Annotated in this window: 13 protein-coding genes; 8 read left to right on the top strand and 5 right to left on the bottom strand. The window is 64.6% G+C overall.

The window, feature by feature from the left end:
- Positions 1 to 167: 167 nt before the first annotated feature.
- Both ACXJL8_RS25630 and ACXJL8_RS25625 read right to left on the bottom strand, forming a co-directional pair.
- The gene (locus ACXJL8_RS25630; RefSeq protein WP_456624388.1) at positions 168 to 707 is read right to left on the bottom strand and encodes a hypothetical protein; all 540 of its coding nucleotides are present in this window, start codon (positions 705 to 707) and stop codon (positions 168 to 170) included.
- Between the two features lie 207 nt (positions 708 to 914).
- Positions 915 to 1616, bottom strand: coding sequence for a GntR family transcriptional regulator (locus ACXJL8_RS25625; protein WP_456624389.1), 702 nt, complete (start codon positions 1614 to 1616; stop codon positions 915 to 917).
- A 175-nt stretch (positions 1617 to 1791) separates the two neighbouring features.
- Here ACXJL8_RS25625 and ACXJL8_RS25620 point away from each other — a divergent pair, with 175 nt between their 5' ends.
- The 4 genes from ACXJL8_RS25620 to ACXJL8_RS25605 all read left to right on the top strand — a co-directional run bounded on the left by ACXJL8_RS25620 (position 1792) and on the right by ACXJL8_RS25605 (position 6492).
- Positions 1792 to 3510 carry an IlvD/Edd family dehydratase gene (locus ACXJL8_RS25620; protein ID WP_456685802.1) on the top strand — a complete coding sequence of 573 codons (1719 nt, stop codon included), beginning with the start codon at positions 1792 to 1794 and terminating at the stop codon, positions 3508 to 3510.
- A 61-nt stretch (positions 3511 to 3571) separates the two neighbouring features.
- The gene (locus tag ACXJL8_RS25615; RefSeq protein ID WP_456685801.1) at positions 3572 to 4504 is read left to right on the top strand and encodes a TRAP transporter substrate-binding protein; all 933 of its coding nucleotides are present in this window, start codon (positions 3572 to 3574) and stop codon (positions 4502 to 4504) included.
- Between the two features lie 72 nt (positions 4505 to 4576).
- Positions 4577 to 5155 (top strand): TRAP transporter small permease, encoded by a 579-nt coding sequence (locus ACXJL8_RS25610; protein ID WP_456623154.1) that lies wholly within the window; start codon positions 4577 to 4579, stop codon positions 5153 to 5155.
- Complete coding sequence (locus ACXJL8_RS25605) at positions 5152 to 6492, top strand: TRAP transporter large permease (protein WP_456623152.1); 1341 nt, start codon at positions 5152 to 5154, stop codon at positions 6490 to 6492. The genes ACXJL8_RS25610 and ACXJL8_RS25605 overlap by 4 nt, the downstream gene beginning before the upstream one ends.
- Positions 6493 to 6501: 9 nt before the next feature.
- Here the strand turns inward: ACXJL8_RS25605 and ACXJL8_RS25600 are convergent, their stop codons facing one another.
- Positions 6502 to 7296 carry an enoyl-CoA hydratase/isomerase family protein gene (locus ACXJL8_RS25600; protein WP_456623151.1) on the bottom strand — a complete coding sequence of 265 codons (795 nt, stop codon included), beginning with the start codon at positions 7294 to 7296 and terminating at the stop codon, positions 6502 to 6504.
- 237 nt (positions 7297 to 7533) lie between these two features.
- On the opposite strand from ACXJL8_RS25600, the gene ACXJL8_RS25595 reads away from it, so the two are divergent.
- Positions 7534 to 8754 carry an NAD(P)/FAD-dependent oxidoreductase gene (locus ACXJL8_RS25595; RefSeq protein WP_456623150.1) on the top strand — a complete coding sequence of 407 codons (1221 nt, stop codon included), beginning with the start codon at positions 7534 to 7536 and terminating at the stop codon, positions 8752 to 8754.
- Positions 8755 to 8904: 150 nt separating this feature from the next.
- Here ACXJL8_RS25595 and ACXJL8_RS25590 read toward each other — a convergent pair whose 3' ends face one another.
- Positions 8905 to 9822 (bottom strand): ribokinase, encoded by a 918-nt coding sequence (locus tag ACXJL8_RS25590; RefSeq protein ID WP_456623149.1) that lies wholly within the window; start codon positions 9820 to 9822, stop codon positions 8905 to 8907.
- Positions 9823 to 9841: 19 nt separating this feature from the next.
- On the bottom strand, positions 9842 to 10735 hold the full coding sequence (locus ACXJL8_RS25585) for a sugar kinase (protein WP_456623148.1): 894 nt from the start codon (positions 10733 to 10735) through the stop codon (positions 9842 to 9844).
- A gap of 208 nt (positions 10736 to 10943) precedes the next feature.
- Here ACXJL8_RS25585 and ACXJL8_RS25580 point away from each other — a divergent pair, with 208 nt between their 5' ends.
- The 3 genes from ACXJL8_RS25580 to ACXJL8_RS25570 form a co-directional block, all read left to right on the top strand.
- The gene (locus ACXJL8_RS25580; protein ID WP_456623147.1) at positions 10944 to 11792 is read left to right on the top strand and encodes a VOC family protein; all 849 of its coding nucleotides are present in this window, start codon (positions 10944 to 10946) and stop codon (positions 11790 to 11792) included.
- 199 nt (positions 11793 to 11991) lie between these two features.
- The gene (locus ACXJL8_RS25575) at positions 11992 to 12699 is read left to right on the top strand and encodes a TetR/AcrR family transcriptional regulator (RefSeq protein ID WP_456623146.1); all 708 of its coding nucleotides are present in this window, start codon (positions 11992 to 11994) and stop codon (positions 12697 to 12699) included.
- Positions 12700 to 12927: 228 nt separating this feature from the next.
- A partial coding sequence (locus ACXJL8_RS25570) for an ABC transporter permease (RefSeq protein ID WP_456685800.1) occupies positions 12928 to 13431 on the top strand: 504 nt, incomplete at its 3' end.

Raw genomic sequence — 13431 nt, 5'->3', positions numbered from 1 at the left:
TGGTTGCGTAAAGCCGGAAAGTCAATCAGCAGAACGGGCTGCTGCCAAATTTTCGATGAAGAGTAGGGGGCGGCTTCGGGTTCAAAAGCCGACGTCATCCGACGCTTCAGCCACGTCTGCTATGGGGCCGATAGGCGACATCGAATGGCTAACTAGTCGGCCTTCGACTATGTCAGCCGCGTCTCATCCTTCAGATATTGCGCCACGCTCGTCCGCGCTGCGGAGTGCTCGAAATTCTGTGCAGTGTCCATCAAGAATGCGAGGAAGCTCGGCGTCAGAGCCTGATGATTGTAGGGGCCGTAATCTTCCGGCGACAGAATGTAATTCCTGAAGAGCGAAATAAACACTCGAATCATATGCTCCCAATTTTTCTCACGCTTCAGGTCCATCGCCAGATAAAGCTCCTGCATCGCGAACGACATAAGCGTGAAGAGCGTTCGATAGCGACGATAGCGCGGGATATCCTTCTTCAACTCCGCAAACGATGTTGGATTTGACCCCAAGTAGAGTATGTCGCTATTTTTTAGAAAAGCGTCCAGCATCTCTCGATAGTGGTTCTTCGCTATCATTACGGCATTGATCTGCCGATTGCTCCTCAATTGTACCCGCGCTGCCAAAATGCCACCTACGATGGAGGCGGCTGGTGCGAGTTTCAAAAGGAAGTCGATGATTTCGGTCCAGCTCACTCCGAACAGCCCTGTAGCCATGCCAACCTCCCGAAATGCGGTACGTGCGACGACAGGATGCTAAATTTTGGTAGCCGCGACTACGGGTGACGCGGCAACGGCGATCAGAAACTGCGCCAAGCGGTTTGGGAAGGTCCTATCAGACCAAACGACCGCTACGGGTCAAAAGGCGAAATGCCGACGTTGCCTGCATTAGGGCTGCTTCGCCACGAGAAGCGGACGTCTCTCTTATGAGTTCGCGCCCACTCGCTCAGCTTCCTCGCCCGCGATCCGCGCGAGATAATCCTTCTTGCTGAACTGCATGTGGTCGACGCAGAGCTGCGCCAGTGCCCAGCTGTCACGGCCTTTCAACAGCTCGATCATCAGCTCGTGCTGGCGCCGCGATTGCGCGAGGCCCTCGCGGTCGGCGAGATTCTTGGCGCGCATCGGCAGCGTCAGGTTCATGTAGTCCTGGAGCGAGCGCACCAGGTAGGGATTGCCGCAGGCCGCGAACAGCGCGACGTGGAAGGCGTCGTTGGCCTCGTGAATGCCGCGCAAATCCTGCACCTCCGCCTTGGCGCAGTACTGCCGTTGCAATGCGGTCAATGCGTCGATCAGGCCTGGCGGTGCGGGCAGGGGGATCATCAGCGCCGCCTGCCGCGTCAGCATCTCCCGGACCTCGTAGATCTGCCGGACTTCTTCGGCGGAATAGAACCGTACGGTGGCGCCGACATTCCTCTCGCGGCGGACGATGCCGCGGCGCTCAGCTTCCACCAGCGCCTGGCGCACGAAGTGCCGCGACGTGCCGTAAGCCGACATCAGCGCGTCTTCGGTGAGGCGCGCGCCCGGCGCGAGGCGGCCGAAGATGATGTCCTCCTCGAGCCGCGCGACGACGTCGTCCGGATCATCGCGCCGGACCGTCATTGCCTCCGCGGTGCGCGTATCGGACATCCCTTTTGCCTCCCGGCCCCGGCCGGTTCTGCCTGTGGAGCAGGGAGAGCCCGGATTGTCAATAATCTCCTCAGGTTTGCGGCGCAGAAGTCCAAAAAACGCCGACGAGGCACCTGACTTATTGACAATCGAGGGGCAGCCTGTAGGACAATGGCAGGGCGATTGGAGTGGCATGATGACGAGTGGCTTGCGCAAGGGTCTGACGAGCTATGGCGATGCCGGCTTCTCGCTGTTCCTGCGCAAGGCGTTCATCAAGGCCATGGGCTATTCCGACGACGCGCTGGAGCGCCCGATCGTCGGCATCACCAACACCTACAGCGACTACAATCCCTGCCACGGCAACGTGCCCCAGATCATCGAGGCCGCGAAGCGCGGCGTGATGCTGTCGGGCGCGATGCCCTTCGTGTTCCCGACCATCTCGATCGCCGAGAGCTTCGCGCATCCGACCTCGATGTATCTGCGCAACCTGATGGCGATGGACACCGAGGAGATGATCCGGGCCCAGCCGATGGATTCGGTGATCGTGATCGGCGGCTGCGACAAGACGCTGCCGGCGCAGGTCATGGCCGCAATCAGCGCCGATCTGCCGACGGTGGTCATCCCCGTGGGGCCGATGGTCGTCGGCCATCACAAGGGCGAGGTGCTGGGTGCCTGCACCGATTGCCGCCGGTTGTGGGGCAAGTATCGCGCCGGTGAAATGGATGATGCCGAGATCGRGGCGGTCAACGGCCGTCTCGCGCCGTCGGTCGGCACCTGCATGGTGATGGGCACGGCTTCGACCATGGCCTGCATGATTGAGGCCATGGGCCTGTCGCTGCCGATGAGCGCGACGATTCCCGCGCCGCATGCCGAACGCTTCCGTCTTGCCGAGGCCAGCGGCCGGGTGGCCGCCGAGATGGCCAAGACCAAGGGGCCGAAGCCGAGCGAGTTGCTGACGCCGGCTTCGTTCAAAAATGCGCAGGTCGTGCTTCAGGCGATCGGCGGCTCGACCAACGGCCTGATCCATCTGACGGCGATGGCGCATCGCTCGCCGCACCGGCTCGATCTCGGCGTGTTCGACCAGATCGGCCGCGAGGTGCCGGTGCTGGTCGACCTCAAGCCGTCCGGCGAGCACTATATGGAGCATTTCCATCACGCCGGCGGCGTGCCGAAATTGCTGGCGCAGCTCGGCGACCTCGTCGATCTCGATGCGAAAACCATCTCCGGCCAGACGCTGCGCGATGTCGTCGCGCATGCGGAAGACGTGCCCGGCCAGGACGCCATCCGCCCGCGCGACAATCCGATCAAGAAGGAAGGCGGGCTCGCCGTCCTGCACGGCAACCTCGCGCCGCGCGGTGCGGTGATCAAGCAGTCGGCCGCGAGCCCAAAACTGTTGCAGCATACCGGGCGCGCCGTTGTCTTCGAGTCCGTCGAGGACATGACCTTGCGGGTCGACGATCCCGATCTCGACGTCACCGCCGACGATGTGCTGGTGCTGCGCAATGCCGGGCCCAAGGGCGCGCCAGGCATGCCCGAGGCGGGCTATCTGCCGATCCCGAAGAAGCTCGCGCGCGGCGGCACCAAGGACATGGTGCGCATCTCGGATGCGCGCATGAGCGGCACGGCGTTCGGCACCATCGTGCTGCACATCACGCCGGAATCCGCCGTCGGCGGCCCGCTGGCGCTGGTCAAGAACGGCGACATGATCCGCCTCGACGTCGCCAAACGCAGCATCGAGCTGCTGGTCGATGCGGCCGAGCTGGAGCGCCGCCGCGCGGCGTTGAAGCCGGCCGCTGCGCCGGATGAAGCGCGGCGTGGCTACGCCTGGCTGTTCAACGAGACCATCATGCAGGCCGACGAGGGCTGCGACTTCGATTTCATGCAGAGGACTGGGAAGCAGACGGAGAAGGGGTGACCAACCACCCGAACGAACGCCCAGACCGCTGAAGCGGCGGGCGACAAAACAGGGGGAAACGATGATCGCACGATCCATGCCAAGATTCTTACATGGGCTCGCGGCTGCTGCCGCCATGCTGTTCGTCACCGGGGCCGGAGCGCAGGAGGTGAAGCATTATCGCTTCGCCTACGACCAGCCGCGCAACACCGGCTATTCGATCGCGGGCGACCTCTTTGCCGACAAGCTCAAGGAATTGAGCAAGGGCACCATGATCATCGACCAATATCCCGGCGCGCAGCTCGGGCAGGAGCCGCAGGTGCTCCAGCTCGTCAAAGCCGGCGACGTCGAATTCGCGATCATCTCCTCGGCCAACACCGCGACGATCTCGCCGCAGGCCGGCGTGATGTCGCTGCACTTCCTGTTCCGCGACGAGAACCACGTGGTCAAGGGGCTGGCCGATCCCCGCGTGTTCGAGGCGCTCAAGACCATGATCGACGAGACCACGCAGGGCCTGCACGTGATCGCGACCGGCTCGCAGGGCGTGCGCCACATGTACAGCAGGCGGGAGATCCACAATGTCGGCGACGTCAAGGGCCTGAAGGTCCGCGTCCAGGCGACCGCGACCGAAGACTTGATGTTCCCGGCCTATGGTGCCCAGACCGTGCACATGCCGTTCGGCAGCGTCTATACTTCGTTGCAGACCGGCGTGGTCGAGGTCGCCGAGAACAGCATCAACGTCTATCTCGTCAACAAGCATTACGAGGTCGCGCCGGTGCTGAACATCACCGAGCACGAGGCCAACAACGCGCTGGTGTTCATCTCCGACAAGCTCTGGCAGAGCCTGTCGGCAGAGCAGAAGGGCTGGGTGCAGGCGGCGGCCAACGAGATCAGCACCAAGGAGCCGCAGAAGGCGTTCGACCTCGAGCGCACGGCGGCCGACAAGCTGAAGAAGATGGGCGTCAAGATCGTCGGCCGGGACCCATACTCCGCGGCGGCGCTTGGGGCAGGATAGCCGTCAGCTTGCTTTCATCATATCGGCCTGGGGTTATGGGTCCCGGCCTTCGCCGGGACGACGGGGGATTGGATGACCATTTCCGACAAGCTGCTCGTTCAACGCCAGCGCCATCTGAAATGGCGCTGGCTCGACTGGCTCGAAGTCGCGCTCATGCTTCTCTGCGGCGTGCTGTGTTTCGGCTTCTCGCTGTCGGTGACTGCCGACATCGTCACCCGCACCATCGGTCATCCCTGGCTGTGGCTGCAGGAGGCGACCTCGACGCTGTTCATCTATGCGATCTTCGTTGGGACGGCGGCCGCGACCCGGCGCAACGATCACCTCTATCTCACCGCGATCTCGGAGGCGATGCACGGCACGGCGCGGCTGATCGTCGAAGTGATCATCCGGATCGTCGTGCTCGGCGTCGCGTTCTGCCTGATCTGGTACGGCTATCAGAACTATCTGCGCGGCTTCGGCAGTTTTCGCCTGCCCTCGGGCACGCCGATCGCCTCGCTCTATGCGATCATCCCGTTGTCGGGTGTGCTGATCGGCCTGTTCACCGTCGAGCAATTGGTCAACGGCCTGCGCAACGGCTTTGACCATCCCGAGCCGCCGGACGAAGATGCCACGCCCGGGATCACCGACGCACAGATGAGGGCGCAGCCATGAGCGCGCCGGTCGTCCTGACCTTGATGACGGTCTGCTTCCTGTCGTTCGGCTATCTCGGCGTCCCCGTGCCGTTCTCGCTGATGGCCGGCGTGTTCATCGGCGCGATCCTGTCGGACGTCTCGCTCGCCGCGATCATCCAGAAGATCTTTGACGGCGTCGATTCCGAGGCGCTGCTGGCGATCCCGTTCTTCCTGCTGGTCGGCGAGCTCATGAGCTCGGCCAATGTGGTGGTGCGAATAGCCAACCTCTCGGTGTCCCTCGTCGGCCACATCAGGGGCGGGCTGTCGCAGGTCGTCGTCGTCTTCAGCATGTTCTTCTCTGAGATGTCGGGCTCGACCACCGCGGATGTCGCCGTGATGAGCCGCGCGCTCGGCGGCCCGATGAAGCGGGAGGGCTACGAGCCCGCCTTCATCGCCGCAATCATCGCCTCCGCCTCGACCATTGCGGCGCTGGTGCCGCCGAGCATCACCGCCGTGGTCTATGGCGCGGTCGGCAACGTCTCGATTGCCGGCCTGTTCATGGCGGGCGTGGTGCCGGGGCTGATGATCGGCTTCGGCCTGATGATCTACTGCTATTTCTTCGGCCCCTCGGGCCTGCGCAAGCCGCGCGCGCCGCTGCGGCAGATCGTGTTCGCTGCCGGCGATGCCGCCTTGCCGCTGATGATTCCGGTCATCCTGCTCGGCGGCATCCTGACCGGCTGGTTCACCCCGACGGAGGCCGGCGTCGTCGCCGTGGTCTGGATCATCCTGGTGGTCATTCCCGCGCTGAACCGCGGACATTTCAGCAAGATTCCTTACGATTTCTGTCTCGCGGGCCTGATCTTCTCGCTGCCGCTGATCACGATCGGCGCCGCCAACGCGTTCGGCTGGATGCTCGCGTACTTGCGCGGTGCCAGCTACATCGCCGACATGATCACCTCGATCGCGGGCAATGATCCGCATCTGATCATGCTGCTGATGGTGCTGCTCTTCACCGTGGTCGGCGACTTCATCGAGCCGGTGCCGACCATCATCATCTTCATGCCGCTGGTCAACACGCTGACCGAGGCCGGCGATATCAACGCCGTGCATATGGGCGTGGTGCTGATCGCCACGCTCGCCTTCGGCCTGATCACGCCGCCCTACGGGCTCGTGCTGCTGATGGCGTCGAAATTCGTCGGCATCAGTTTCGCCAAGGCGCTGCGCGCGGCGCTGCCGATTTATGTCGTGTTCCTCGCCACCATCGCGTTTGCGATCTACTTCCCGAGCGTCGTGCTGTGGCTGCCGCAGCAGGTGCTGCCGGAGTCGGTCGGCTGCTTCAAGTCGCCGGCGGGCACCGGCTACATCTGTCCTAAGTAAGGGTTGCGCTCACTTCCCCTTGCTCGTGAACTTCTTCACGGCGGCGCGAAACTCGTCCGTGTTCATCGCCATGATGATCTTGTGCTCCTCGGCATCGAGCTGCTGCCTCACTGACGTTGTCGCGGCCTGGTAGACCAGCGACTTGGTGCCGGCGATCGCCGCCGGCGGGTTCTGCGCCAGACGCTCGGCGAGCTGCCGCGTCGCCGCCTTCAGCTCGGTCGCGGGAACGATCCTGGCGACCAGGCCCCATTCATGGGCCTGCTGCGCGGTAAAATTGTCCTCGGAGAGGAAGATCTGGAGCGCGCGGCGGGAGCCGACCGTGCCGACGATGCCGACCGTAGAGCCGCCGTCCGGCGAGACGCCGATCTTGGCATAGGCCGGCGTGAATTTGGCATCGTCGGCCGCGATGCAGAGGTCGGTGACGAAGGCGAGGCCCATGCCGGCGCCGGCGGCCGAGCCGTGGACGCTCGACAGCGACAGCTTTGGCATGCGCCGGATGGTCTCGATGAAGGCGTGATAGTGCTTCAGCAGTTGGCCTACCACCGGCGTCACCGTGCCCGCTTCGGCGGCAGCCCCGATCGTCTGCAAATCGCCGCCGGCCGAGAAGGCACGGCCTTCGCCCTCGAGGACCACGACCCTGATGTTGTCGGCGCCCTCGATATAGGCCGCGAGCTGTTCGAGCTTTTGCGCAATCGCGAGGTTGATCGAGTTGAACGCGGCGGGCCGATTGAGCGTGATGGTTGCGATCGGGCCGTCGATCCGCAGCAAAGCGGGATCATCGGGTCGGGAGACGGGAGCGGTCATTGGAAAATCCCCGGCAGGAGGTCATTTCTGCAACTAAATCGCAGAAGGCGAGGGGTGACAATCCCCGGCGCGAGCGGCCGGTGGAGGCTCTTGCGTCGGCCGGAACGATAGGGTCAAATGCACTGCCTTCGTTTAGGGACGGACACGAGCGCCGGCTCCTCCTAGGCCACAAGCCAAAATCAGCGCGAGAGGAGACGACATGGGTAACGCTCGTGTCTCCGGAAGTGGGCTGTTCCGATGACGGGCGGTCCGGTGATCATTGTCGGTGCGGGCCATGGCGGCTACCAGGGCGCCGCATCGTTGCGCCAGGCGGGGTTTTCCGACCGCGTCTGCCTCATCAACGACGAGGCGCATCTGCCCTATCAGCGGCCGCCTTTGTCGAAGGCCTACATCAAGGGTTCCGCCGGGCCGGAGAGCCTGATGTTCCGGCCGGAGAAATTCTACCAGGACCAGAAGATCGAGCTGATCGCGGGCCGCGCCGCGTCGATCGACCGCGCGGGCCGCAAGGTGCACCTCGCCTCGGGCGAGACGCTTGCCTACGGTCACCTGATCCTGGCCACGGGCGCGCGCAATCGCCTGCTCGATCTGCCCAACGCCAACCTGCCGGACGTGAAATATCTACGCATCCTCGACGATAGCGAGGCGCTGCGCCAGATCATGCCGTCGAAGACGCGGGTGGTGGTGATCGGCGCGGGCTTCATCGGCCTGGAGTTTGCGGCGACCGCACGGATCAAGGGACTTGAGGTCGACGTGCTCGAGCTTGCCCCACGCGTGATGGCGCGCGCGGTGACGGCGGAGGTCTCGGATTACTTCCAGCAGCGGCATCGCGAGGCCGGCATCCGCATTCACCTCGGGGTGCAGGCGACCTCGATCGAGGCCGAGGGCGGCAAGGTCACCGGCGTCTCCTTGAGCGACGGCCGGCACTTGCCCGCCGATCTCATCGTGGTCGGCGTCGGCGTGCTGCCGAACAAGGAGCTTGCGGCCGAGGCGGGGCTGTCGGTCGCCGCCGGCATCGTCGTCGACGAATATCTCTCGACCTCCGATCCCGACATCTCGGCGATCGGTGACTGCGCGCTGTTCGCAAGCCCGCGCTTCGGCGGATCGCTGCGGCTGGAGTCGGTGCAGAACGCCACCGACCACGCCCGCTGCCTGGCGGCGCGGCTGACCGGCGACAGGAAGGCTTATGACGGTCATCCCTGGTTCTGGAGCGACCAGGGTGACGACAAGCTCCAGATGGCGGGGTTGACCACCGGCTACGACCGCGTCGTGCTGCGCGGCGACCCCGCCAAGAAGGCGTTTTCGGCATTCTGCTACAAGGGCGACAGATTGCTCGGCATCGAGTCGATCAACCGCGCCGGCGATCACATGTTCGGCCGCAGATTGCAGGCCATGGATCGCTCGATCACGCCCGAGCAGGCGGCGGACGAGGGCTTTGATCTGAAGAGCGCGCTGGCGTGATCATCTTCTCCCTCTCCCCGTTCTTACGGTGAGAGGGTCGGGGTGAGGGGCTCTCTCCGCAGATGAGATGATCGCGAGACCTGTACCCCCTCACCCGGATTGCTTCGCAATCCGACCTCTCCCCGCAAGCGGGGCGAGGTAAGAACGGCATCAGCCCGCCTTGATGACAGACGCGACTTCCTCCGCCGTCGGCATCGACGGCCCCGCGCCCATCCGCTGCACGCTGATCGAGGCGGCGGCGTTGGCGAAGGCGAGCGCCGTGCGTAGCGGCACGTCGTCGGTCAGTTGCGCCGCGAGCGCGCCGACGAAGCAGTCGCCGGCGCCCGTGGTGTCGACCGCCTTCACGACGCGGCCGGGCACTGCAAATTCCTGGCGGCCGGCGAGCGCGAGCACGCCGCGCTTGCCGAGCGTGACGCAGATGGTCTGGTCCTCGCGCGCCTGAAGCTGTCCTGCTACCTCGATGATCCGCGCCGCGGTGTCGCTCTCGGAGAGCTCTGTGCTGGCGAGGAAGCCGAGCTCGCTCTCGTTCAGCACGAGGATGTCGACGAGCTCGAGCAGCTCGCGAGAAATTTTTTTCGCCGGTGCCGGGTTGAGCAGCGTTATCGCTCGAGCCGATCGCGCCCGCTGAAAGAACGCGGCAATCGTCGGCAGCGGAATCTCGAACTGGCTGACGGCAACGTCACCTTTCAGCAGCGGGATGACACTGACGTCGTCAGCACTGACCAGCGCATTGGTGCCGGGAATGACGACGATGGTATTGTCGGCCTCGGCGACCGTGATGATGGCGGTGCCGGTGTGCGCTTCGGCGGTCTCCTGGACGTAGCCGAGGTCGATGCCCTGGTCGCCGAGGAATGCCTTCAGCTCGGCGCCGAAGGAATCCTTGCCGAGCCGGCCGATCAATGTGGTCCGCGCGCCCAGCCGCGACGCGGCAACGGCCTGGTTCGCCCCCTTGCCGCCCGGGAAATACAGCACCTGCTTGCCGGCGACGGTCTCGCCGACCCTCGGATGGCGGTCGGCCGTCGCCACCACATCCATGTTGATGCTGCCGGCGATGAAGACGCGCCCCATGATATGCCCTTAACGAAGTCTAGGCCCTGACCTCGAACTCGTGCCGGACCTTTGCGATGTCGACGAGGGTCGGCAGGCCGGCCTCGTTGCCGAGGCGCTGGATCTTGAAGGTCGAGGCGGCGCGGGCGAAGTCGAAATGCTCGCGCCAGCTTTTGCCGGGATGGGCCAGATAGGAATAGACATAGGCGCCGTGGAACACGTCGCCGGCGCCGTTGGTGTCGATCACGCGCTCGCGCGGGATCGGCATCGCCGGCATGGTCTCGACCGCGCCGGTCTCGTTGTACCAGAGCAGGCCTTTCTCACCCATGGTGACGCCACCGATCTTGCAGCCGCGGCTCTTGAGATAGTCCAGCATCTTCTCCGGCGTGAGATCCATCTGCTCGCACAGGCGCTCGGCGACGATCGCGACGTCGATGAATTCCAGGAGCTCATGCGTGTTGGTGCGCAGGCCGCCGCCGTCGAGCGAGGTCAAGATGCCGGCCTCGCGGCAGACTTTTGCATAATGGATCGCGGCATCGGGCTGATGGCCGTCGATGTGCAGTGCGCGGCAGCCGCCCAAATTGAGCATCGGGAACGGATGGATGTGGGTGTCGTCGCGGCAGCGGACGATGGCGCGCTTGCCGTCCTTGGGCATGATGAAGGAGAGCGAGGACTGGTTCACTTTTCGCGCATGCAACGAGATCGCGTATTTCGCGCACATGTCCTGGAACATGCGCCCCAGCCAGTCATTGGCCGCCGTCGCGATCAGATCGGGCACGATGCCGAGCTTGGCGCAGCAGAACGCCGCCGTGACCGCATTGCCGCCGAAAGAGACCGCGTAGTCCGAGGCCACGTGCTTCTCGTCGCCGGTCGGCATGTGGTCGGTGATGAAGACGACGTCGATATAGGTCTGTCCGATGAAGAGAGCCTGCATTGCTTGTCCGTGATGCGCTTGTGGTCCCGGCCGGCGGGCTTACTCTAGCACCGGTTCCGCGCGGGGGACGCTGAAATTATTCGCAAAACTGCCGCCCGAAGCGCTTGAGGTCAGCCTGGTGCCGGAATACGACCATCGCTGGGCAATGCCAAGCCCGGACCAATGCCGTGTCTTCAGCCCGTGTTCCGGGCCGACAAAAGGGGGGGATATGATCACCGGCCTCGATCACGTCGTCGCTCTGGTCAAGGATATCGGTGCGGCCAAGGCGGCCTATCAGACGCTGCTGGGGCGTGCGCCGGCCTGGCAGAATTCCGGCGAGGGCGCCGACCGGGTGCTGTTCACGCTCGCGAACATGACGATCGAACTGATGGCGCCGAGCGGCTTCAGCCTGCCGGCGGACCGGATGCGCGCGCTGCTGGATGACCGCGAGGGCGTGCTCGCCAGCCTGTGCTTTCGTGTCGCAGACATGGGCAGGATGCACCGCCGGCTGGAGCGGGTGGCCTTGAGGCCGGATCCGGTCGCGGAGGTGGAAAGCAGCGATGCCGAAACCGGAGCGGCCCTGCATTGGAAGCGCACGCGCGCCGCCACGGAGCTGACGCGGGGCGTGCGCATGTTCTTCCTCGAGCTTGCCGAACAGCGTCCGCTTTCGGCCGCGACCGACATCGCACCGATCGACGCGCTCGATCACGTCGTGATCACCACCGAGGATTCGGAGCGCGCCGCCGCGCTCTACGGCGCGCGGCTCGGGCTCGATCTGGCGCTCGACCGCTCGCACCAGGAGTGGGGCCAGCTGATGTTCTTCCGCTGCGGCGACCTCGTCGTCGAGGTGGTGCGCCGTCCCGTTGCGGGCGGCGACGCCCTGCATGACCGCCTCTGGGGCCTGAGCTGGCGGGTGGCCGACATCGACGCCACGCGCGCCCGCCTGATCGCTGGTGGACTCGACGTCACCGAGGTGCGCAACGGCCGCAAGCCGGGCACGCGGATCATGACGGTGCGGAACGGCACCTGCGGCATCCAGACCGTGCTGCTGGAGCGCTCGCCGAAGCCGGTGGAATGAGGGGCGGTCTCTCCTCTCGAAGACTCCCGTAGGGTGGGCAAAGCGAAGCGTGCCCACGTCCTGCCTATTTGGTGAGAAGACGTGGGCACGGCGCAAGTGCGCCTTTGCCCACCCTACGAAACTGCTGGGCACGAGATCGTTCTCAAACGCCCGCTCGCGTGTTACACGCTGACCTGTGAGCACCCAGCGAGCAACCGGTTTGGCGAAGGCAAAGCAAACTCTGAGATGGCAGCGCGATCCCGAGGGGATGCGGCTGCGCATCCTCGAAGCCGCCAAGCAGGAGTTCTCGGCCCACGGCCTGGCCGGCGCCCGCGTCGACCGCATCGCGGCCCAGGCCGGCGCCAACAAGCGCATGCTGTACTATCACGTCGGCAACAAGGACGAGCTCTATCTCGCGGTGCTCGAAGGCGCCTATGACAAGATCCGCAGCGAGGAGCGCGGGCTCGATCTCGAGCATCTCGACCCGCCCGAGGCGATTCGGCGGCTGATCGAATTCACCTGGAACTATTTCCTGCGCAACCCCGAATTCCTGTCCCTGCTCCAGACCGAGAACCTCGCGCGCGCAAAGCACCTGAAGCGCTCGACCAAGGTCAAGTCGATGCACTCGCCCTTCGTCGAGATGATCCGCACCGTGGTGCGGCGCGGCGTCGACAGCGGCGACTTCCAGGTCGCGGTCGATCCCGTCCAGCTCTACATCTCGATCGCCGCGCTCTGCTTCTTCTATCTCTCGAACTCGGCGACGCTGAGCGTGATCTTCGGCCGCGATCTGCTCGCCAAGGACGCCAAGGACGAGCGGCTGGCGCACATGGTCGGCCTGGTGCTGGCGGCGCTGACGGGGCAGTCGGCGGCGCTGCTGGAGATGGTCAAGGCGCCGAAGAAGCGCGCGGCGGTGGTGCAGACGGTGTAGTCCTCGCAGTGCCAATCCCGAACGACCAATCTTCGCCAAAYTYCTCCCTGKGGTTATGGGTCCCGGCCTTCGCCGGGACGACACCGAATGTGTGGAGGGGCGGTACGTTCTGCCACGGTCCCCCGCCAACCCGGCCCCCCGCGCAAAACGTCACAGGGAAAGCTCTGGACAGTATTTATCCAACGGGTTAATTTCTTCCCCGAAGAACAAGACGACCGGGAGTGAGGCGTGGCTGAGTTGAAGCCGCAAAGTGCGGTGTCGAAGATCCTGAACGCGGCCTGGATCCGGCCGTTTCTGTTCCTGGTCTTCATCGTGGTGGCCTGGGATCTCGCGATCCGGGTGTTCAGGATTCCCGCCTACCAGATCCCGGCTCCGCTCGATGTCGTCGCCGTGCTGCGCACCGAATGGCCGGAACTGCTGCGCCAGTCCTGGCCGACGACCTATGCGACGGTCTGCGGCTTCCTGCTGTCGGCGCTGTTCGGCATTCCCGTCGCGATGTTGATCGCGGGCTCGAAGACGGTGGAGAGCTACGTCTATCCGCTGCTGGTGTTCTCGCAATCCGTGCCGAAGATCGCGATTGCGCCGCTGTTCGTGGTCTGGTTCGGCTTCGGCATCATTCCCAAGGTGATCTCCGCCTTCCTGCTCGGATTCTTCCCGGTGGTGGTCTCGGCGGTGCAGGGCTTCAAATCGGTCGACCCCGACATGGTCGATCTCGCCCGCGCCATGCAGGGC

This window comes from Bradyrhizobium sp. P5_C11_2 (assembly GCF_054049755.1).
Note: the sequence above shows the minus strand (reverse complement) of the source record. Positions and strands in the feature narration are given on the sequence as shown.

What these genes read in the sequence shown, in the direction of transcription:
- ACXJL8_RS25595 (WP_456623150.1), top strand. Translation starts at nt 7,534, where the DNA reads ATGACGGGCGGTCCGGTGATCATTGTCGGTGCGGGCCATGGCGGCTAC.
- ACXJL8_RS25605 (WP_456623152.1), top strand. Translation starts at nt 5,152, where the DNA reads ATGAGCGCGCCGGTCGTCCTGACCTTGATGACGGTCTGCTTCCTGTCG.
- ACXJL8_RS25615 (WP_456685801.1), top strand. Translation starts at nt 3,572, where the DNA reads ATGATCGCACGATCCATGCCAAGATTCTTACATGGGCTCGCGGCTGCT.
- ACXJL8_RS25630 (WP_456624388.1), bottom strand. Translation starts at nt 707, where the DNA reads ATGGCTACAGGGCTGTTCGGAGTGAGCTGGACCGAAATCATCGACTTC.
- ACXJL8_RS25625 (WP_456624389.1), bottom strand. Translation starts at nt 1,616, where the DNA reads ATGTCCGATACGCGCACCGCGGAGGCAATGACGGTCCGGCGCGATGAT.
- ACXJL8_RS25590 (WP_456623149.1), bottom strand. Translation starts at nt 9,822, where the DNA reads ATGGGGCGCGTCTTCATCGCCGGCAGCATCAACATGGATGTGGTGGCG.
- ACXJL8_RS25580 (WP_456623147.1), top strand. Translation starts at nt 10,944, where the DNA reads ATGATCACCGGCCTCGATCACGTCGTCGCTCTGGTCAAGGATATCGGT.
- ACXJL8_RS25585 (WP_456623148.1), bottom strand. Translation starts at nt 10,735, where the DNA reads ATGCAGGCTCTCTTCATCGGACAGACCTATATCGACGTCGTCTTCATC.
- ACXJL8_RS25610 (WP_456623154.1), top strand. Translation starts at nt 4,577, where the DNA reads ATGACCATTTCCGACAAGCTGCTCGTTCAACGCCAGCGCCATCTGAAA.
- ACXJL8_RS25600 (WP_456623151.1), bottom strand. Translation starts at nt 7,296, where the DNA reads ATGACCGCTCCCGTCTCCCGACCCGATGATCCCGCTTTGCTGCGGATC.